General features: G+C 69.5%; 15 protein-coding genes and 1 pseudogene. 6 read left to right on the top strand and 10 right to left on the bottom strand.

Annotated features, from left to right (window positions below; all coding sequences use genetic code 11):
- The first annotated feature begins 117 nt into the window (after window positions 1–117).
- On the top strand, window positions 118–1,818 hold the full coding sequence (gene icmA / locus IE277_RS31190; protein ID WP_189957056.1) for a coenzyme B12-dependent isobutyryl-CoA mutase large subunit: 1,701 nt from the start codon (window positions 118–120) through the stop codon (window positions 1,816–1,818).
- Window positions 1,819–1,928: 110 nt separating this feature from the next.
- Here icmA and IE277_RS31185 read toward each other — a convergent pair whose 3' ends face one another.
- Window positions 1,929–2,555 (bottom strand): TetR/AcrR family transcriptional regulator, encoded by a 627-nt coding sequence (locus tag IE277_RS31185; RefSeq protein ID WP_189957055.1) that lies wholly within the window; start codon window positions 2,553–2,555, stop codon window positions 1,929–1,931.
- Window positions 2,556–2,775: 220 nt separating this feature from the next.
- Here IE277_RS31185 and IE277_RS31180 point away from each other — a divergent pair, with 220 nt between their 5' ends.
- The 4 genes from IE277_RS31180 to IE277_RS31165 all read left to right on the top strand — a co-directional run bounded on the left by IE277_RS31180 (window position 2,776) and on the right by IE277_RS31165 (window position 7,071).
- A complete protein-coding gene (locus IE277_RS31180; protein ID WP_189957054.1) occupies window positions 2,776–3,744 on the top strand; it encodes a tetratricopeptide repeat protein in 969 nt (322 codons plus the stop codon).
- 624 nt (window positions 3,745–4,368) lie between these two features.
- Window positions 4,369–5,004, top strand: coding sequence for a DUF6230 family protein (locus IE277_RS31175; RefSeq protein ID WP_189957053.1), 636 nt, complete (start codon window positions 4,369–4,371; stop codon window positions 5,002–5,004).
- A 116-nt stretch (window positions 5,005–5,120) separates the two neighbouring features.
- The gene (locus tag IE277_RS31170; protein WP_189957052.1) at window positions 5,121–5,675 is read left to right on the top strand and encodes a DUF6114 domain-containing protein; all 555 of its coding nucleotides are present in this window, start codon (window positions 5,121–5,123) and stop codon (window positions 5,673–5,675) included.
- A complete protein-coding gene (locus tag IE277_RS31165) occupies window positions 5,665–7,071 on the top strand; it encodes a hypothetical protein (RefSeq protein ID WP_189957051.1) in 1,407 nt (468 codons plus the stop codon). Before IE277_RS31170 ends, IE277_RS31165 begins: the two co-directional genes overlap by 11 nt.
- A gap of 97 nt (window positions 7,072–7,168) precedes the next feature.
- Here the strand turns inward: IE277_RS31165 and pyk are convergent, their stop codons facing one another.
- From pyk to pta, 3 genes are all read right to left on the bottom strand, one after another.
- Window positions 7,169–8,596 carry a pyruvate kinase gene (pyk, locus tag IE277_RS31160; RefSeq protein WP_189957050.1) on the bottom strand — a complete coding sequence of 476 codons (1,428 nt, stop codon included), beginning with the start codon at window positions 8,594–8,596 and terminating at the stop codon, window positions 7,169–7,171.
- An 84-nt stretch (window positions 8,597–8,680) separates the two neighbouring features.
- Window positions 8,681–9,901, bottom strand: coding sequence for an acetate kinase (locus IE277_RS31155; protein WP_189957049.1), 1,221 nt, complete (start codon window positions 9,899–9,901; stop codon window positions 8,681–8,683).
- 26 nt (window positions 9,902–9,927) lie between these two features.
- Window positions 9,928–12,003 (bottom strand): phosphate acetyltransferase, encoded by a 2,076-nt coding sequence (pta, locus tag IE277_RS31150; protein WP_189957048.1) that lies wholly within the window; start codon window positions 12,001–12,003, stop codon window positions 9,928–9,930.
- Window positions 12,004–12,203: 200 nt separating this feature from the next.
- On the opposite strand from pta, the gene IE277_RS31145 reads away from it, so the two are divergent.
- Window positions 12,204–13,229 (top strand): ATP-dependent 6-phosphofructokinase, encoded by a 1,026-nt coding sequence (locus IE277_RS31145; protein WP_189957047.1) that lies wholly within the window; start codon window positions 12,204–12,206, stop codon window positions 13,227–13,229.
- Window positions 13,230–13,260: 31 nt separating this feature from the next.
- Here the strand turns inward: IE277_RS31145 and IE277_RS31140 are convergent, their stop codons facing one another.
- The 6 genes and pseudogenes from IE277_RS31140 to IE277_RS31115 all read right to left on the bottom strand — a co-directional run bounded on the left by IE277_RS31140 (window position 13,261) and on the right by IE277_RS31115 (window position 20,056).
- Entirely contained in the window at window positions 13,261–13,959 is a 699-nt protein-coding gene (locus tag IE277_RS31140) for a helix-turn-helix domain-containing protein (RefSeq protein ID WP_189957046.1), read from the bottom strand.
- 110 nt (window positions 13,960–14,069) lie between these two features.
- Window positions 14,070–14,897, bottom strand: a complete 828-nt coding sequence (locus IE277_RS31135) for a carbohydrate ABC transporter permease (protein ID WP_189957045.1) — start codon at window positions 14,895–14,897, stop codon at window positions 14,070–14,072.
- Window positions 14,897–15,760: a carbohydrate ABC transporter permease gene (locus tag IE277_RS31130; RefSeq protein WP_189957044.1), complete on the bottom strand. Its 864-nt coding sequence runs from the start codon at window positions 15,758–15,760 to the stop codon at window positions 14,897–14,899. The genes IE277_RS31135 and IE277_RS31130 overlap by 1 nt, the downstream gene beginning before the upstream one ends.
- On the bottom strand, window positions 15,757–17,130 hold the full coding sequence (locus IE277_RS31125) for an extracellular solute-binding protein (protein ID WP_189957043.1): 1,374 nt from the start codon (window positions 17,128–17,130) through the stop codon (window positions 15,757–15,759). The genes IE277_RS31130 and IE277_RS31125 overlap by 4 nt, the downstream gene beginning before the upstream one ends.
- 67 nt (window positions 17,131–17,197) lie before the next feature.
- Window positions 17,198–19,050 (bottom strand): annotated as a pseudogene (locus IE277_RS31120) (tetratricopeptide repeat protein).
- A 163-nt stretch (window positions 19,051–19,213) separates the two neighbouring features.
- The gene (locus tag IE277_RS31115; RefSeq protein ID WP_189957042.1) at window positions 19,214–20,056 is read right to left on the bottom strand and encodes a 5'-methylthioadenosine/S-adenosylhomocysteine nucleosidase family protein; all 843 of its coding nucleotides are present in this window, start codon (window positions 20,054–20,056) and stop codon (window positions 19,214–19,216) included.
- Window positions 20,057–20,085: the final 29 nt, after the last annotated feature.

The raw sequence follows: 20,085 nt of genomic DNA, 5'->3' as shown, positions 1-20,085 counted from the left end.
CGAGCGTAACGGTTGCCTTCTGGCGCCTCGCGCCCGCACCCACCGCTGCCGGAGCACCGCTAGGACGTTCCGGTTCGCCATCGACATTTACTAGGACGTCCTAGTAAATTCGAAGGTATGGATGCTCACGCCATTGAGGAAGGCCGCCGGCGGTGGCAGGCACGGTTTGACGCGGCGCGTACGCGCGACGCCGACTTCAGCACGCTGTCCGGTGATCCCGTGGAGCCGGTGTACGGGCCCCGGCCCGGTGACATGTACGAGGGGTTCGAGCGGATCGGCTGGCCCGGGGAGTACCCCTTCACGCGCGGGCTCCATCCGACCGGCTACCGCGGGCGCACCTGGACGATCCGCCAGTTCGCCGGGTTCGGCAACGCCGAGCAGACCAACGAGCGCTACAAGATGATCCTGGCCGCGGGCGGCGGCGGGCTGTCCGTCGCCTTCGACATGCCGACGCTCATGGGGCGCGACTCCGACGACCCGCGCTCGCTCGGCGAGGTCGGGCACTGCGGCGTCGCCATCGACTCCGCCGCCGACATGGAGGTCCTGTTCAAGGGCATCCCGCTCGGGGACGTCACGACCTCCATGACGATCAGCGGGCCCGCCGTGCCCGTCTTCTGTATGTATCTGGTCGCCGCGGAGCGGCAGGGCGTGGATCCCTCGGTGCTCAACGGGACCCTCCAGACCGACATCTTCAAGGAGTACATCGCGCAGAAGGAGTGGCTCTTCCAGCCGGAGCCCCATCTGCGGCTCATCGGCGACCTGATGGAGTACTGCGCGGCCGGCATCCCCGCCTACAAGCCGCTGTCCGTCTCCGGCTACCACATCCGCGAGGCCGGGGCGACGGCCGCGCAGGAGCTGGCGTACACGCTGGCGGACGGCTTCGGGTACGTCGAGCTGGGGCTCAGCCGCGGCCTGGACGTCGACGTCTTCGCGCCCGGTCTCTCCTTCTTCTTCGACGCGCACGTCGACTTCTTCGAGGAGATCGCCAAGTTCCGCGCGGCGCGCAGGATCTGGGCGCGGTGGATGCGGGACGTGTACGGGGCGCGGTCCGAGAAGGCCCAGTGGCTGCGGTTCCACACGCAGACCGCCGGTGTCTCGCTGACCGCGCAGCAGCCGTACAACAACGTGGTGCGTACGGCCGTGGAGGCGCTGGCCGCCGTGCTCGGCGGGACCAACTCGCTGCACACCAACGCGCTCGACGAGACGCTGGCCCTGCCCAGCGAGCAGGCCGCCGAGATCGCGCTGCGCACACAGCAGGTGCTGATGGAGGAGACCGGGGTCGCCAACGTGGCGGATCCGCTGGGCGGTTCGTGGTTCGTCGAGCAGCTGACGGACCGGATCGAGGCCGACGCGGAGAAGATCTTCGAGCAGATCAAGGAGCGGGGGCTGCGGGCCCACCCGGACGGGCGGCACCCGATCGGGCCGATCACCTCCGGGATCCTGCGCGGGATCGAGGACGGCTGGTTCACCGGCGAGATCGCCGAGTCCGCGTTCCAGTACCAGCAGGCGCTGGAGAAGGGCGACAAGAAGGTCGTCGGCGTCAACGTCGCCACCGGGTCCGTCACCGGGGATCTGGAGATCCTGCGGGTGAGCCATGAGGTGGAGCGGGAGCAGGTGCGGGTGCTGGGCGCGCGGAAGCAGGCGCGGGACGAGGCGGCGGTGCGGTCGGCGCTGGACGCGATGCTGGGTGCGGCGCGGGACGGCTCCAACATGATCGAGCCGATGCTGGACGCGGTGCGGGCGGAGGCGACGCTGGGCGAGATCTGCGGGGTGCTGCGGGACGAGTGGGGGGTGTACACGGAGCCGGCCGGCTTCTAGGGCGTGTTGCGAAAGTCCCGCCTGCCGCCCGGTGCGGACGGGATGCCCCCGGGGGGCCGGGGGGCCAGGGGCCCCGGGGCCCAGGGGGCTTCGCCTCTGGACCCCTCGGGCTATGTCTGTTCGGATGACCCCGACAGGCCCAGCAGCAGTACCCGGGTGAAGCTGTGGACCCAGTCCTCGTCCGCCGGCTTGCCGCTCACCAGGGTGCGGTGGACGACCGCGCCCGCCACCACGTCGAAGATCAGGTCCACCGTGCGCGCGGATTCCGCCGGGTCGGGTTCCGCAGGGAGCTCGCCCCGGCTCTGGGCGCGTGCGCGGCCCTCCAGAACCAGCCGCATCTGACGCTCCACGATGGAGGCGCGGATGCGCTCGCGCAGGGCGTCGTCGCGGGTGGACTCGGCGACGACCGCCATCAGCCCGCTCTTCGCCTCCGGTCGGGCCAGGATCGCGGCGAACTGCAGGACCACGCCCTCGATGTCGGCCGCGAGACTGCCGCGGTCGGGCAGTTCCAGCTCGTCGAACAGCTCCGCCACCGCGTCGCACACCAGCTCCGGCTTGCCGGCCCAGCGACGGTACAGCGTCGTCTTCGCAACCCCGGCGCGCGTCGCCACGTCTCCCAGGGTGAGCTTGGACCAGCCGAGTTCCACCAGCGCGTCCCTGGTCGCGGCCAGGATCGCGGTGTCCGCCGCGGCGCTGCGCGGACGCCCCGTGCGGCTGGCGGGAGTGCGGCTCTGCATCCCTTGACCATAACCGGCGGGAACTGTGCGGTCGTGAGGGAGATCACCGGGGGGTGGTGTCGCGCGGGGTCCGGATGGCATTACGCTACGAGTCGTAGCGAAAGCTCGGGCAGCTCGTGAGGGACGTACACGGGCGACGACCACCGGGCGTGGGGTGGGGACCCGGCGCCCGCACAGACGACTTTTTCATTCCAGCGCGGTGACGGGGGAGGATAGACGCATGCAGCCACGGAACATGTCCATGAGCGGCGTCGTCGACCTCGCCGCGGTGAAGGCGGCCCAAGAGGCCAAGGCCAAGGCCGAGCAGACGCGCGCCGAGGCCGCCCGGCAGGGCGGTACGGGGGCGGTCGCCCCGGCCGATCTCGTCATCGACGTCGATGAGGCGGGGTTCGAGCGGGATGTCCTGCAGCGGTCCGCCGAAGTCCCCGTCGTCATCGACTTCTGGGCCGAGTGGTGTCAGCCCTGCAAGCAGCTGAGCCCGGTCCTGGAGCGGCTGGCCGTCGAGTACGCCGGGCGCATCCTCCTCGCCAAGATCGACGTCGACGCCAACCAGATGCTGATGCAGCAGTTCGGGGTCCAGGGGATCCCGGCCGTCTTCGCGGTCGTCGCGGGGCAGGCGCTGCCGCTCTTCCAGGGAGCCGCCGGCGAGCAGCAGATCCGGGAGACCCTGGACCAGCTGGTGCAGGTCGCCGAGCAGCGCTTCGGGATCACCGGACTGAGCGTCGACGCGGACGCCCAGCCGGGCGACACGGTCACCGAGGCCCCGGAGGGCCCGTACGACGCGGCGCTGAACGCGGCCGCCGACGCCCTGGACGCCGGTGACCTGGCCGGCGCCGTCCGGGCCTACAAGAATGTGCTGGCCGACGACCCGGCCCACCCCGAGGCCAAGCTGGGCCTGGCGCAGGCCGAGTTGCTGCAGCGGGTGCAGGGCTTCGATCCGCAGAAGGTCCGCCGGGAGGCCGCCGACCAGCCGCGGGACGCCGCCGCACAGATCGCCGCCGCTGATCTGGACCTGGTGGGCGGCCATGTCGAGGACGCCTTCGGGCGGCTGATCGAGGCCGTGCGCCACACCGCCGGTGACGACCGGGACACGGTACGACGCCGGCTGCTGGAGCTGTTCGAGGTCGTGGGCCCCGACGATCCGCGGGTGATCGGGGCGCGCAGGGCGCTCGCGCGGGCGTTGTTCTGACCAGTCACTAAACGCCACGGCTTGTGATGCCGGGGTGAAAGGTTCGCCGACGAGACGTCAGGGTGACCCCGCTTTACCAAATCTTGGTAATCGCGGAAGTTGTTACTCGGAGTAAGTCGAAGCCGTTGATCTGTCTGGTTTTATCCAGGGATCAACGGCTTTGCTCTGCCCATAGATGCAACATAGCGTCGCGCTCCGAGACCGGTCGGTCGTACTCCGGTTATCCAGCCGTTACTAGCCAGTAACGAACCCCCTTGTGCCCGCGCCGAGAATGCACCACGATCGGCGACGCTCGGTCCATTCCCGCACCCCGACAGCCGGTCGGGTCACGGGAGACTCTGGGTCCCCACCGGGCAGAGCCGGCGGCAGTGGCGCCGGCTCTCGGGCAGGGGGGTCTTCGCCCACCCGGCGAAGCCTGTCCAGCAAGGTTGTGCGTGATGCGTGTCAGGCGCGACCAGTGGTTGTCGCTCGGGGGTGATCGCCGGTGATTCGGGCGCGGTTCGCGAGCCCCGGGCGCGGGCGTTCTCCTTCCCGAGGACGTAGCACTTCTCCCATCCCTGCCTGGCTGAGCCCCTGACTGGGGCGATTCCGGGCCAGGAGATGTACGTCCGAGAAGGAGGAAAAATGGAGTCCCAGGTGCGTGGCGGGACCAGATGGAAGCGGTTCGCTGTGGTCATGGTGCCCAGCGTGGCCGCCACGGCGTGCATAGGTGTCGCCCTCGCGCAGGGCGCTCTCGCCGCGTCGTTCAGTGTGTCAGGTCAGTCGTTCAAGGTGACCGCCGACAAACTGGTCGGTAACGGCTTCGAGCAGTACGGCGCGATCGACGACGGCTACACCCTCAGCGGGCAGAAGACGGCTCACCCGGTCGCGGTCTCGGCCTTCAAGAGCGCCTCGATCAGCAACATGTGCCAGTCCGTCGTCACGCCGGACATCCCGGTGCTCGGCTCGGTCAGCCTGGTGCTGAAGGCGGGCGGCGGCGGCAAGCCGGTCGAGGCCGACAACCTCTACATCGACGTCGACGACCTCGGTGCCGACGCCACCTTCAACAACATCGACATCGGTGTTGCCGCCAAGGACGCCAACAAGGGTCCGGGCATGAAGGGCGGGAAGGAGCAGTCCAACCCGTACGGCTTCGCACAGCAGGCCGACTCGGCCACGCTGACCGGCGTGAAGCAGACGGCCTGGGCGACCACGGCCGGAACCTTCAAGCTCAGCGGTCTGCACATGTCGGTGCAGACGGGTACGCACGAGTGCTACTGAGCACTCGCTGACGGGCGGGGGAGCCGGTGGCACCCCCGCCCGCGCAGTCTCCGGCCGCGTTTCACACGCGGCACACATCACCACCACAGCAACGCCGCACCAGGGAGCTGTTTTCCATGAGCGCCGAGACTTCTGCCGCCGCGCCCGGCCAGTTCACCCGCCGGAGGCTGCAGTTCCGCGCCTGGCGGGGCACCCGTCCGTTCTGGGCCGGACTGTTGGTCATGCTCGGCGGCTTTCTCATCCTGTACATCCCGTACGCACACCTGCCGCTGGCCCACCTCACGATGACGATGGGGACGCCCGGTGGCTCCGGTTCCCTGATCATCGGTGTGCTGCTCATCGTCATCGGCATCAGCCTCTGGGTCCAGCAGCACATCCGCGTCTTCGGGGGTGTCGCGGCGATCCTGCTGGCGCTGGTGTCCATTCCGATGTCCAACATCGGCGGCTTCATCGTCGGCTTCCTGACCGCGATGATCGGCGGCGCGATGGCCGTGGCCTGGTCGCCGGGCGCGCCCGCGCAGCCGCAGCCGCCCGCCGAGGCGGCTCCGGGCGAGGGCGGTGCCCCGCAGGCCGCGGCGCTGCCGGACCAGCCCACGGACATGTTCGGGAACCACGACCTGTCAGGAACGAACCCGGCCAACGGGGCGAACGGGAGGCACAGTGCCGGCTGACGAGGTGACCCGCGGGACCGACGAGGACGGGTCCCGCGTGAGAACCGGGCCCCGCCACGCGGCCCCCAGAAGGCCGCTGTTCACCAGGTTCCACATGCCGGCCGGCAAGGCGATCGCCTCCGTGGCGATGCCGACGGCGGTGCTGATGGGCATGGGCTTCACGTCCACGCTCGCCCTGGCTGACGGTGGCGGCAGCCCGACCCCCTCGACGACGTCGAAGAGCCTGACGGCCGACGAGTACAAGGACTGCGTGAAGGCGCTGGGCGACTCCAAGGACGCCTCGTCCTCGCCGTCGCCGTCCGCCTCGCCGAGCAAGTCCGCCGACACGGCCACGCCGACGCCGTCGGCGAGCGGTGACGCCACGGACTCGAAGGGCTCGAAGGACACGACGTCCGGCGACTCGGGCAAGACCTCTTCGTCGGATTCAGGTGCCGACGGCCAGGCCTCGCCCAAGCCGACCGCGACGTCCGGCTCCGCCGGCTCGGGCTCGGGCTCCGGCTCGTCGGGTTCGTCCGGCGACTCGGCCACGCCCACGCCGTCGGCGTCCAAGTCCAGCGGTGGTCTGCTGGACACCCTCGGCGACACCCTCGGCGGCCTCCTCACCGGTGGCGGCAAGGACTCCGGCTCCTCGTCCGCGAGCCCGTCGCCGTCCGCGACTCCGTCGGCCACCGCGTCCCCGGACGCGTCGGGCACGTCGGACGCGTCGTCCTCGGCCGCCAAGCTGTCGGACACCGTGAAGGACACCGCCTCCACGGCGGGCAAGGCGGTCGACGGCACGGTCAAGAACACGACCGACACCGTCAAGAAGACCACCGACACGGTCAAGACGACCACTGACTCGGTCTCCAAGACGGCGAAGGACACGGCCCAGGCGGCCGGTTCGGCCACGCCGAGCCCGTCCGCGAGTTCCTCCGCCCCCTCGGACTGTCCGGTCGCCACGGACGACCAGGGCGGTGTCGACAACAAGGTGCCGGTGGCGGACGACCCCTGGCATCTGGACGCCAGCTCGCTGCTGCTCAAGGGCGCCGACTACAAGGGCATCGTCGAGGTGAAGACGGCGTCCGGCGCCACCAAGAAGGTGCTGAAGTACGTCATCTCCGACGGCACGGACATCGGTGACCTGCACCAGACGGTGCAGGACACGCTCTCGGGCAAGACCTATCACGTGCAGGCGTCCAAGGGCTCGACGTCCACCATCCGGGGCGGCGACACCGTGATGTACACGGAGAAGCTCTCGGGCAACCTGTTCGGTCTGATCCCGATGACGTTCAGCCCCGACAGTCCGCCCCCGCTGAACCTGCCGCTGATCTACTTCACCAACGTCAAGGTGACCCAGGCCGCACAGTTCGGCGGCAACCTGCATGTGCCCGGCATGCATGTGTACACGACCGACTGACCGGTCCCACAAGCCCGTTCGGGAGCCGCACACAGCTGAGGGCGCCCCCTGGTCCAGGGGGCGCCCTCAGCGCCGTACAACACCCTTGCCGGGCTTGTCAGTTGCCCTGTGTGCCCAGGTGGTGGACGCGGAGCATGTTGGTGGTGCCGGGGACGCCGGGGGGCGAGCCGGCGGTGATGATGACCGTGTCGCCCGTGTCGAAGCGGCCCAGCTTGGCGATCTCCTGGTCCACCAGGTCGACCATCTCGTCCGTGGTGTTCACGAACGGCACGATGTGCGACTCCACGCCCCAGCTCAGGGTGAGCTGGTTGCGGGTGCCCTCGTCCGTGGTGAAGGCGATGATCGGCTGGGTCGCGCGATAGCGGGAGAGCCGGCGCGCGGTGTCACCGGACTGGGTGAAGGCGATCAGGCCGCGGCCGCCGAGGAAGTCGGCGATCTCGCAGGCCGCACGGGCCACCGAACCACCCTGCGTGCGCGGCTTCTTGCCCGGCACCAGCGGCTGCAGGCCCTTGGAGAGCAGCTCCTCCTCGGCGGCCTTGACGATCTTCGACATCGTCCGGACGGTCTCGACCGGGTAGGCGCCCACCGACGACTCGGCGCTCAGCATGACCGCGTCGGCGCCGTCCAGGATCGCGTTGGCCACGTCGGAGGCCTCGGCGCGGGTCGGACGGGAGTTGGTGATCATCGACTCCATCATCTGGGTCGCCACGATCACCGGCTTGGCGTTGCGCCGGCACAGCTCGATCAGGCGCTTCTGCACCATGGGGACCTTCTCGAGCGGGTACTCGACGGCGAGGTCACCACGGGCCACCATCACGGCGTCGAAGGCCGCGACGACGTCCTCCATGTTCTGCACCGCCTGCGGCTTCTCCACCTTGGCGATCACCGGGACCCGGCGGCCCTCCTCGTCCATGACGCGGTGGACGTCCTGTACGTCCTTGGCGTCCCGGACGAAGGACAGCGCGACCATGTCGCAGCCCATGCGGAGGGCGAAGCGCAGGTCCTCGACGTCCTTCTCGCTGAGCGCGGGCACGTTGACGGCCGCGCCGGGCAGGTTGATGCCCTTGTGGTCGGAGACGACGCCGCCCTCGATGACGATCGTCTTGACCTGGGGGCCCTCGACGTCCAGGACCTTCAGCTCGACGTTGCCGTCGTTGATCAGGACCTGGTCGCCGCGCGAGACGTCGCCCGGCAGCCCCTTGTACGTCGTACCGCAGATGTGCTTGTCGCCCGGGACGTCCTCGGTCGTGATGACGAACTCGTCACCGCGCTCGAGCTCGACCGGGCCCTCGGCGAAGGTCTCCAGGCGGATCTTCGGGCCCTGGAGGTCGGCGAGGACACCGATGGCCCGGCCGGTCTCCTTGGCCGCGGCCCGGACGCGGTCGTACCGCGTCTGGTGCTCGGCGTGGGTGCCGTGGCTGAAGTTGAACCGGGCCACATTCATGCCCGCCTCGATCATGGCGACGAGCATCTCGTGGGAGTCGACCGCGGGGCCGAGAGTACAGACGATTTTCGAACGGCGCATGGGGCGATCCTATCGGTTTGTTTCGCTACGGAATATTCCGTCTGGCGGAAGATACAAATGAGTGACACACCGCTCAGGTGCTATTCAGTTGTTCTTTCCGACCAGTGCGTAGGTCTGCGTCGCGATCTCCAGTTCTTCATCCGTCGGCACCACGGCCACCGCCACCCGCGCACCCTTCGGCGAGACGATCCTGGCCCGGTCCGCTCGCACCGCGTTCAGCTCCGGGTCGACCGCCAGGCCCAGCCCCGCCAGGCCCGAGATCGCCGCCTCCCGCACGGGCGCCGCGTTCTCGCCGACCCCGGCCGTGAACGCGACCGCGTCCACCTGTCCGAGGACGGCGTAATAAGCGCCGATGTACTTCTTGAGCCGGTGAATGTAAATGTCGAACGCGAGAGCGGCCTCTTCGTCCCCCTCGTCGATCCGGCGGCGGATCTCCCGCATGTCGTTGTCCCCACACAGACCGAACAGGCCGCTCCTCTTGTTGAGAAGAGTGTCGATCTCGTCCATGGACATTCCGCCAACCCGTGCCAAATGGAAGATGACGGCGGGATCCAGATCACCGGAGCGCGTCCCCATCACGAGCCCCTCCAGCGGTGTCATCCCCATGGAGGTGTCCACGCACCGGCCCTTCTCCACGGCGGACGCCGAGGCGCCGTTGCCCAGGTGCAGCACGATCACATTGACCTCGGAGGGGTCCTTGCCCAGCAGCCGCGCGGTCTCCCGCGAGACATAGGCGTGCGAGGTGCCGTGGAAGCCGTAGCGGCGGATGCGGTGGCGGTCGGCGGTCTTCGGGTCGATCGCGTAGCGCGCCGCGGACTCCGGCATCGTCGTGTGGAACGCGGTGTCGAAGACGGCGACCTGGGGCAGGTCGGGGCGGAGCGCCTGCGCGGTGCGGATGCCGGTGAGGTTGGCCGGGTTGTGCAGCGGGGCGACCGGGATCAGCCGCTCGATCTCGGCGAGCACCTCGTCGTCGACGACGGTCGGCTCGGTGAAGAACATCCCGCCGTGCACCACCCGGTGCCCGATGGCGGCCAGCTCCGGGGAGTCGAGGCCGAGGCCGTCCCGGGTCAGCTCCTCAGCGACCGCCTTCAGCGCGGCGTCGTGGTCGGCGATGGGCCCGGTGTGCTCACGCGTCTCACCGGTGGCGAGACAGCTGTGCTTCAGCCGGGAGGTCTGCTCGCCGATGCGCTCCACCAGACCGGCGGCGAGCCTGCTCGCGTCGCGCATGTCGAGCAGTTGGTACTTCACCGACGAGGAGCCGGAGTTCAGGACGAGGACGCGGTGCGCCGCGCGGGTTGCTGACACGGGGTTCAAGTGCTCTCTGTTCGAGGTCAGTTGGCGGGCGTCTGGGCCTGGATCGCCGTGATGGCGACGGTGTTGACGATGTCCTGGACGAGGGCGCCTCGGGACAGGTCGTTGACCGGCTTGCGCAGCCCTTGCAGAACCGGCCCGACGGCGATCGCGCCGGCCGAGCGCTGCACGGCCTTGTACGTGTTGTTACCTGTATTGAGGTCCGGGAAGATCAGAACCGTTGCCTGCCCGGCGACATCGGACTCCGGCAGCTTGGTGGCCGCGACCGACGGCTCCACGGCCGCGTCGTACTGGATCGGTCCCTCGATCTTCAGGTCGGGCCGGCGCGAGCGCGCCAGCTCGGTGGCCTCGCGCACCTTGTCGACGTCGGCGCCCGAGCCGGAGGTGCCGGTGGAGTACGACAGCATCGCGATCCTGGGCTCCACGCCGAACCGCGCGGCCGTACCCGCCGACTGGACGGCGATGTCCGCGAGCGCCTGCGCGTCCGGGTCCGGGTTGACCGCGCAGTCGCCGTAGACCAGCACCTTGTCGGCCAGGCACATGAAGAAGACGGACGAGACGATGGAGGAGTCCGGCATGGTCTTGATGATCTCGAAGGCGGGCCGGATGGTGGCCGCCGTGGAGTGCACCGAACCGGACACCATGCCGTCGGCCAGGCCCTCCTGGACCATCAGGGTGCCGAAGTAGTTGACATCCGATACGACGTCGTAGGCCAGCTCGACCGTGACGCCCTTGTGGGCGCGCAGCGCCGCGTACTTCTCGGCGAAGGAGTCACGCAGTTCGGAGGCGGCGGGGTCGAGCAGCTGGGTGTCGCCGAGGTCGATGCCGAGGTCGGCGGCCTTCTTGCGGATCTGGTCCTCGGGCCCGAGCAGGGTCAGGTCGCAGACGCCCCGGCGCAGCAGCACCTCGGCCGCGTGCAGCACCCGTGACTCGGTGCCCTCCGGGAGGACGACCCGTCGCCTGTCGGAGCGGGCCTGTTCGAGGAGCTTGTGCTCGAACATCATCGGGGTGACCCGGTCGCTGCTCGGCGCCGAGACCCGGCGGGCCAGGTCGGCGGTGTCGGCGTACCGCTCGAACAGGCCGAGGGCGGTCTCCGCCTTGCGCGGGGTGGCCGCGGTCATCTTCCCCTCCAGCGAGAACAGCTGCTCGGCGGTGGGGAAGCTGTTGCCGGTCACGGACAGCACCGGGGTGCCGGGGGCGAGCCGGGCCGCGAGGGTGAGGATCTCCTGGGTCGGCACCTCGTTCAGGGTCAGCAGGACGCCGGCTATCGGCGGGGTGCCGGCGCTGTGCGCGGCCAGTGAGCCGACGACCAGGTCGGCGCGGTCGCCCGGGGTGACGACGAGACAGCCCGGGGTCAGGGCGGTGAGCAGGTTCGGCAGCATCGCGCCGCCGAACACGAAGTCCAGCGCGTCCCGGGCGAGGCCCGAGTCGTCGCCGAGCAGGATTCTGGCGTCGAGGGCGTGGGCGATCTGGGAGACGGTCGGCGCGGACAGCGCGGGCTCGTCGGGCAGCACATAGCAGGGCACCGGCATCCGGGCGTCGAGCCACTCGGCGATCAGGTCGCGGTCCTCGCGGGCCACCCGGTTGACGGCCACGGCGAGCACATCGCAGCCGAGGCCGTCGTAGGCGCGGTAGGCGTTGCGGGTCTCGGCCAGCACGGACTCGGCGGACTGCCTGCGGCCGCCGACCACCGGGATCACCGAGGCGCCGAACTCGTTGGCGAGGCGTGCGTTCAGGGACAGCTCGTCCGGCATCTGGGTGTCGGCGAAGTCGGTACCGAGGACGAGGACGACGTCGTAGTCGCGTGCCACCAGGTGGAAGCGGTCGACCAGGGCCGAGACCAGTTCGTCGGTGCCCCGCTCGGCCTGGAGCGCGGTCGCCTCGTGGTAGTCCATGCCGTAGACCGTCGCGGGATCCTGTGCGAGGCGGTAGCGCGCCCGCAGCAACTCGAACAGGCGATCGGGGCCGTCATGCACCAGCGGACGGAAGACGCCCACCCGGTCGATCTGCCGGGTCAGCAGCTCCATGACTCCCAGTTCCACGACCTGGCGGCCGTCACCCCGATCGATCCCGGTCACGTACACGCTGCGCGTCACGCGTCCACTCCGTTCCTCATGTCATATGTCTTTTATGTCGCGCCTTTGGCATAAAAATCGCTCACCCAGGTGAGCTCAACCCTCTTGACAATACCCTTGATGCCGGATAAGGCGCCCGTCAAGGGATTCATCGTCCCGGCGAACGTGGAACAATCGGCACTGGCTCACCGGCACCGACAGCGAGCAGGAGACACAGCAGCATGCGCATCGGAGTTCTCACCGCAGGCGGCGACTGCCCCGGCCTGAACGCCGTGATCCGGTCGGTCGTGCACCGGGCGGTGGCGCAGTACGGCGACGAGGTCATCGGCTTCGAGGACGGCTACCGGGGTCTGCTCGACCGGCACTTCCGCGGCCTCGACCTGGACGCCGTCAGCGGCATCCTGGCTCGCGGCGGCACCATCCTCGGCTCCTCCCGGCTGGAGCGCGACCGGCTGCGCGAGGCCTGCGAGGGCGCCGCCGACATGGTCGAGGAGTTCGGCATCGACGCGCTGATCCCGATCGGTGGCGAGGGCACCCTGACCGCGGCCCGCATGCTCTCCGACGCGGGCCTGCCCGTCGTCGGCGTGCCCAAGACCATCGACAACGACATCTCCTCCACCGACCGCACCTTCGGCTTCGACACCGCCGTCGGCGTCGCGACCGAGGCGATGGACCGGCTGAAGACCACCGCCGAGTCCCACCAGCGCGTGATGGTCGTCGAGGTCATGGGCCGGCACGCCGGCTGGATCGCCCTGGAGTCCGGCATGGCCGCCGGCGCCCACGGCATCTGTCTGCCCGAGCGGCCCTTCGACCCCGCCCACCTGGTCAAGATGGTCGAGGAGCGCTTCGCTCGCGGCAAGAAGTTCGCCGTCATCTGCGTCGCCGAGGGCGCCCACCCCGCCGAGGGCACCATGGACTACGGCAAGGGCGAGATCGACCAGTACGGCCACGAGCGCTTCCAGGGCATCGGCACCGCCCTGGCGTACGAGCTGGAGCGCCGCCTCGGCAAGGAGGCCAAGCCGGTCATTCTCGGCCACGTCCAGCGCGGCGGCGTCCCGACGGCCTACGACCGCGTCCTCGCCACCCGCTTCGGCTGGCACGCCGTCGAGGCCGCGCACCGCGGCGAGTTCGGCCGGATGACCGCGCTGCGCGGCACCGACATCGTGATGGTGCCGCTCGCGGAGGCGGTCACCGAGCTGAAGACGGTGCCGAAGGACCGGATGGACGAGGCCGAGTCGGTCTTCTAGGAGCCTTCGGGCAGGAGCCGGGCAGGCGCTTTCAGGCGGTCCTGTTCTCGACGGCCGCCCAGAAGGTGTCCACGATCCCGTCCAGGAACTCCTTGCCGGGCGTGCTGGACTCCCTGCTGCCGCCGCCCCAGCTGAGGGTGGCGGCCATGTGGCCCTGGTAGTCCTGGTGCAGTTCCTGCAGGATCTCCTCCAGGACGCCTCGGCCCACCGGTGCCAGCTTCGCCACCGGCCGCACATAGGCCTGCCAGCGGGTGGTCACCGCGCTGTGCAGCAGCTCGGCGAGCTTCTCCTCGCGGCCCGTGACGGCCACGAAGTCCGGCAGGGCCAGCTGCAGCAGCTCCGCCAGCGCGGCCGACTGGCGCTCGTTGCCGCGCCAGGTCCCGCTCTCCTCCATCCGCACGTACGCGCGCAGGTCGACGCCGATGGCGCGGGCCACGTCCTCGGGCGCGATCCCGCGGGCGATCCGGTGTTCGCGCAGGGTGCGGGGGCGGCTGATGAGTTCCCCCGGAGAGCACCACAGCACGCCCGCGAGCGCGGTGAGTTCCGGGCCGCTCGGCGCGGCGGCGCCGCGCTCCCAGGCCATCACGAGGTCGGGGGTGACGTACGGCATCCCGTACGAGGCCCGCAGGCCGTAGGCGACGTGCTCGGGACCCATGCCGAGCGCGGCGCGCAGCCGGCGGGCCGCCAGGGCGTTGAACGGAGGGGCTGAGGGTTGGCGCACCTCGCACAAGCTAAGGGCGCCGTGGCCGGATGGCTACGGTCTGTTCCGACAGGATCACCGATTGTCGGAACGTACAGTTCCGGCCGTTCGGTATGTAACGGACGGAACACCTCTTCCCGTCACCCCTTGACCGCCCCGCCCAGCGCGAAACCGCCGCCCAGCCTGCGGGCCACCAGGACGTAGAGCAGGATCACCGGCGTCGAATAGATGACGGAGAACGCGGCGAGCTGCCCGTACGCCACCATGCCCCGGTTGCCGAAGAAGTCGTTGATGCTGACCGAGGCCGGCATCTGGTCCGGGGTGAGCAGCAGCATGAACGGGACGAAGAAGTTCCCCCACATCATCACGAACGAGAACACGGTGACGACGGCGAGCCCCGGTCCCATCAGCGGCAGCACGATCCGCACCAGGGACTGCAGTGAGTTCGCCCCGTCCGTCCAGGCCGCCTCCTCCAGCTCCCTCGGCACCCCGTCCATGAAGTTCTTCATCAGCCAGACGGCGAAGGGGAGTTGGGAGGCGGCGAAGAAGAAGATCGTGCCCTGCAGGGTGTCGATCAGGTTCACCCGCACGAACAGCGCGTACACCGGCACCATGATCGCGGTGATCGGCAGGCTCGTCGCGAACAGGATCGTCAGCAGGAACGGCCGGTTGAGCCGGGAACGGAACCGGGAGAGCGGATACGCGGCGAGCGCGGCGCACGCGACGGTCAGCGCGGTGCCGCCGCCGCACAGGATCAGACTGTTGAGCAGCGGCGTGTAGGTGATGTCCGGGGTCAGGATCGCGTGGAAGTTGTCCAGGGTGAGCCCGCCCGGGACCCTGACCCGCAGACCGGCGTGCGGATCCACGCAGGACAGCACCACCCAGGCGAGGGGCAGCGCGAAGGCGACGGCCACGGCCAGCAGACAGATGTCGGCGACGAGCCGGCGGGAGGCACGGGTGCGGGCCATCAGACCTCCGTCCGCAGCAGCCGCAGATACACGACCGAGAACAGGGACCCGACGAGCAGCAGAAGCAGGGCGACCGCGGTGCCGTACCCGATCATGCTGTTCTGGAAGGCCTGTTCGTACATGAACAGCGGCAGGGTCTGGCTCTTGTTCCCGGGCCCGCCCCGGGTCATCACCCAGATCAGCCCGAAGACGGACAGCGTCTGCAGGGTGTTGAGCATGAGGTTCGTGCCGATGGACCGCCGGATCATCGGCAGGGTGATGTGCCACATCCGCCGCCAGCCGCCGGCCCCGTCCACCTCCGCCGCCTCGGTGATCTCGCTCGGGATCTCGTCGAGGGCGGCGGAGTAGACGAGCATCGAGAACGCCGTGCCGCGCCAGACGTTGGCGAAGGACACGGCGAGGATGGGCAGCGTGAACAGCCAGTTCTGACGCGGCAGATGGAGCCCGTCCAGGATGGCGTTGAGCGTTCCCTCGCGCCGGAAGAACGCGTACAGCAGAAACCCGGCGACGACCTCCGGCAGCACCCACGCGGTGATGACGACCCCGCCGGTGAGCGTGCGCACCGGCTTGGAGGCCCGCTTCATCAGCGCGGCCAGGGCGAGCCCCAGGGTGTTCTGCCCGACGAGCGAGGACAGCACGGTGAACACCAGCGTCAGCCAGACGGCGTTGCGGAACTCCGGGTCGCCGAAGGCGTGCCGGAAGTTGGCGAACCCGGTGAACGAGGAGTGGGCCTGACCGGTCAACTGCAGGTCGGTGAAGGCGATGTAGACGCAGTAGGCGATCGGTCCGGCCAGGAAGAGCAGCAGCAGGACGACGGTGGGGGCGAGGGGAAGAGACCGGACGAGCCGGCGCTGCGGCTTCACCTGCCGGTCACTTGGCCGCCGGTGACGTCCTTGAGCGTGTCGTCGTAGGTACTCGCCGCCTTCTGCGCGGACCGGTCACCGGTCGTCACGCTCTCCATCGCCTCCTGGATGGCGGTCGACACCTTCGGGTACGCCGGATAGGCCGGCCGGTAGTGCGTGGCAGCGACCAGGTCGGTGAAGAACTTGATGCCGGGCTGGGCGGTCGCGTACGAGGGGTCCTGCGCGACGTCCTTGCGCACCGAGATGCCGGAGTTGGCGATGTACCACTTCTTGGCGTTCGCCTCGGTCTGCATCGTCCTGATGAAGTCGAAGGCGAGGTCCGAGTGGCCCGCCTTGGCCGGGATCGCCCAGGTCCAGCCGCCGGACATGCTCACCTTGCCCGGCGCCTGCCCGGACTGTGTCGGCATGTACGCGAGCCCCAGCCGCCTGGACCAGTCGGGCCACTCGTGGCCGCTGCCGGGGAGCCAGGCCTGCGGCAGCCAGGAGCCGTCGAGGTCGATGCCGAGCTTGCCCTGGGGGAGCAGCTCGCCGTTGACGGCGGTGGCGAAGTTGGGATCGAGGGCGTCGGAGACATCGGGCCCGAGTTTCTCCTTGTACACGGTCTCGATGAACTGGAGCGAGTCGGTGAAACCCTGGCTCCCGGCGATCCACTTCTTGCTGCCGCTGTCGTACAGGGGATCGGCGGTGCCGTTGCCCGTGCCGTACAGGAGCATCTCGAAGCCCTGCATGGTGGAGCGTTCACCGGCCGGCTTTCCGGTGTAGACGTTGAGCGGGGTGACACCGGGCACCTTCCGCTTGATGGTGCGGGCCGCGGCGAGGACGTCGTCCCAGGTCTTCGGCTGCCAGTTCGCGGGCAGCCCGGCCTTCGCGAACACCCGCTTGTCGAACCACAGGCCGCGGGTGTCGGTCCCGTCCGGCACGCCGTACGTCTTGCCGTCCTGCCCCCTGGCGGCCGCCTTCGCGGAGTCGATGAACCGGCCCCAGTCCGGCCACTTCGCCAGATACGGGTCGAGCGGTTTCAAGTACCCGCTGGTGATGTCGGAGTTGATGAGGAAGGTGTCCTCGTAGACCAGATCCGGCGCGGTCCGCGGCGAGCGCAGCATCTGCTGCACCTTGGTGTAGTACTCCGAGTCCGGAGCCTTGATCGGCACGAACTCGACCTTCTTGCCGGGATACCTCTTCTCGAACTCCTTCTTGATCCCGGCGAGATAGGTGTCCATCACCTTCACCGAGTTGTCGGTCGACTCCTTGTACGACACCTTGAGCGTGTTCGGGCTGCTGCCGGAGCCGTTGCCGCAGGCGGTGAGCGCGGTGGCGGCGAGGGCGGCGGTGAGGAGGGCGGAGAGAGCGGCGGTGGGGCGCACGGGCATGACCTCCTGCGGGCGCACTTCTACGTGGCCAGGTGGTTGCCGTGTGAAGGTATGAGCCGTGGTCTCGTCAGGTCAATGCGTGTGCGTGCAATTGGGTTACGCCGGGCTTACGGTACGGCGTCGTCGGAAGTGCATCGTGCGAGCCTGCCCGCACTCTCGTGCCCTGGGGAGGGGCGGGAAGGAGTCGTCCGTGTCCACACCCGTCACCGTATCGGCCTGCCCCACCTCCCTCGATGCACCGCAGACGCCACCGCCCTCCCCCGAGACACTCGCCTACAGCTTCTGCGGGGGCGTTGGCGCGAGTGAATGCATCGGCGGACTGGAGGTAGAAGGTGCGGGCTTCGGCAGGGTGGCAAGCGGCCTCATGGGCGATGGCCAGGTTGTAAAGGGTCATCCCTTCGCTGTACCAGGCCTCCAACTCCTGGAAGATCGCCAGTGACGTGCCGTGCGCCTCGATAGCCTCCTGCGCCCGGCCCGCTTTCCGCAGGGCGTTGCCGAGGTTGGTCCAGGTCATGGCCTCGTAGTAGCGGTCTCCGGCGGCCTGCAGCAGGTCGCGGGCGCAGGTGTGGGCGTCGATCGCCTCCTCCGCCCGCCCTGTCTGCCGCAGGGCTATACCGAGGCTGTCCGACGCCGTCGCCTCGCCCAGGCGGTCTGCGGCGCGGTGGGTGGCCTCCCGTGTGGCCTCCATGACTGCGATCCAGTCATCGAAATACCGACGCCAAGAGAGGTACTCCCGCAAAGACCAAGCCAGTCGCACCGCCGCGCCCGCGAACCGCCGCTCCTGCGCCCACGCCACTGCCGTCACCAGGCCCGCCCGCTCCCCGTCCAGCCACGCCAACGCCTGCGCGCGATCCCCGAACCGCTCCGGCTCCGCCATTCCCGGCAGCCACCGCAAGCGGTGATCAGCCACGGCTGCCCACTGGCAGTAGAACTCCAGTACCCGCTCCCGCGCAGCCTCCCCCTCCTCCCACAGCGCCGTATCTTCCGCCACCACGCCCGCTCCGAACCCCCGCACCAGGTCATGCACCCGCCACCGCACGGCCGACCCCGGTTCGCCGGTGAGGCGTACCGGGGTCACGAGGTGCGCTGCAGCCAAGTCCTCAAGCGGCGACAGCACGGCCTCCGCGTCAACATCGGCCAGGGCCGCGACTGTCTCCGTCGCCGTCTCCGCACTCCCCGCCAGACACCGCAGGCGCAGCAATAGGGCCTGGTCATGCGGCAGTCGGCGATACGACGTCTCCAGCACAGGGCGCAGGACCAGTGACCGCCCGTACAGGTCCGTGCCCGGGCTGCCCTGGTCCAGGACAGCGATCGGGTCACCGGTGCCGCGGATCTCGGCCACCAGCGAGGCGATGTCCCGATGCCGACGCCGCCGCAGCATACCCGCCGTAATCTGGAGCGCCAGCGGCAAGTGACCGCACAGGTCGACAAGTTCGCACAGTGCGTCCGGCTCGCACCGTGCGCGTTCGTCGCGCTCGTCAGTGTTCTGCAACGCACGCGTCACCAGAGCGACCGAGTCGTCAGGATCAAGCGTCTCAAGGTCGATGAGCCGTACCGGAAGCGCATCAGGACGGTCCCGCGAGGTGATGAGCACGCGATGGCGATCTGTACCGGGCATCAGCGGCAGGTACTGGGACGGATCCGACGCGTTGTCCAGGATCAGCAGCATCCGGTCCCGGCGTGCGGCGTGCGGCGAGCAGCGTGCGGTACGCGTCGTACTGCCGCTCCGCCGCCGGCGGCAGATCCTCACCCCGCACCCCGAGCGCGTCGAGCAGCGCCGGCACCGCCTGATCGGCCGTGACCGGATCATCGTCGTACCCCCGCAGGTCCACGAACAGCGTCCCGCCCGGGAACCAGCCCTCCGCATGCGCCCGGATGTGCCGCCTCCACCGCCAGCGCGGTCTTGCCGATGCCACCCATGCCGGTGACGGCGAAGATGAGGAGCGGGAGCACTCTCGGATCGGCCCCACCCGGCGCGAGGTGCGGGAGCAATCGGTCCAGCTCCTCCGAGCGGCCGGTGAAGCCCAGCGGACGGGGCGGCAGCGTGGCACTCGCGCGTGGGACCGGGCCGTGGATGGTGGCTCTACCGGTTTCCGGTCTGCTTGCCGATGACGGTCCCGTAGAAGGTGCCGTCCCGGAAGTCGAGGTGGTCACCCCCGTGGTGTTCTTGGGGCCCCTCCTCGGAGTCGGCGGAACCCCTGCCGCGAGGGAGGTGCTTGCGCAGCACCGCCACCGTCACCGAGGCCGCCTGTGCCGCCGCCAGTTTCTGTGAGCCGCCGGCGTCGGCCAGCGACTTGCCCGCGTTCGCGTGGTCGCTGACACCCCGGATGACGAGTGCGTCCGACTGACCGCTGAATCGCGCCGCGTTGGCCGCTCCCGACCCCTCCATCTCGATCGCCCCGGCGTCGTTGTAGTGCGACTCGATGAAGCGCGCGATGTCGGACCCGGAGTCGGCCAGCACCACGTCACCCGTGGCGATCGGTGCGAAGTGCACCTCCACGTCATCCAGGTCCCGTGCCGCTGAACGGGCCGCCTGCTCCAGCGCGTGCGAGCTGGGCAGGGCCTTGGGCCGGACCTTGAAGCCCTCGCTCGTCTGCTTCCCGCCGTGGATCTCGTAGACCTGGGTGCCGACCACCACGTCACCGATGCCGATGTCGTTCTTCAGGCTGCCGGCGACGCCCACGAAGAACACGGCTTGTGGCCGCAACCACTCGATGAGCTGCGTGGCCAGTGCCGCGGCCCGCTCGGCGCCCACCCCCAGCTCGCTGATCGCGACCTGCCAGGGACTGTCGGGCAGTCTGCCGATTTCGACACGCGTCCCGTTGTGATGGACACGTTCCTCGCGGTCCTCGATGTGCGGGCGCACGGCCGCGTACTCCAACGCGAGCGCGGTCAGGACCAGAACAGTGGGCTTTGTCTCCGGCACACTCCTAAAATACTGCCGGGGGAAGGGGT

This window comes from Streptomyces alanosinicus, assembly GCF_014650595.1.
GTDB lineage: Bacteria > Actinomycetota > Actinomycetes > Streptomycetales > Streptomycetaceae > Streptomyces > Streptomyces alanosinicus.
The sequence above is the reverse complement of the archived record's forward strand: the minus strand, read 5'-3'. Positions and strand labels throughout refer to the sequence as shown.

What these genes read in the sequence shown, in the direction of transcription:
- icmA (WP_189957056.1), top strand. Translation starts at nt 118, where the DNA reads ATGGATGCTCACGCCATTGAGGAAGGCCGCCGGCGGTGGCAGGCACGG.
- IE277_RS31185 (WP_189957055.1), bottom strand. Translation starts at nt 2,555, where the DNA reads ATGCAGAGCCGCACTCCCGCCAGCCGCACGGGGCGTCCGCGCAGCGCC.
- IE277_RS31180 (WP_189957054.1), top strand. Translation starts at nt 2,776, where the DNA reads ATGCAGCCACGGAACATGTCCATGAGCGGCGTCGTCGACCTCGCCGCG.
- IE277_RS31175 (WP_189957053.1), top strand. Translation starts at nt 4,369, where the DNA reads ATGGAGTCCCAGGTGCGTGGCGGGACCAGATGGAAGCGGTTCGCTGTG.
- IE277_RS31170 (WP_189957052.1), top strand. Translation starts at nt 5,121, where the DNA reads ATGAGCGCCGAGACTTCTGCCGCCGCGCCCGGCCAGTTCACCCGCCGG.
- pyk (WP_189957050.1), bottom strand. Translation starts at nt 8,596, where the DNA reads ATGCGCCGTTCGAAAATCGTCTGTACTCTCGGCCCCGCGGTCGACTCC.
- IE277_RS31145 (WP_189957047.1), top strand. Translation starts at nt 12,204, where the DNA reads ATGCGCATCGGAGTTCTCACCGCAGGCGGCGACTGCCCCGGCCTGAAC.
- IE277_RS31135 (WP_189957045.1), bottom strand. Translation starts at nt 14,897, where the DNA reads ATGGCCCGCACCCGTGCCTCCCGCCGGCTCGTCGCCGACATCTGTCTG.
- IE277_RS31125 (WP_189957043.1), bottom strand. Translation starts at nt 17,130, where the DNA reads ATGCCCGTGCGCCCCACCGCCGCTCTCTCCGCCCTCCTCACCGCCGCC.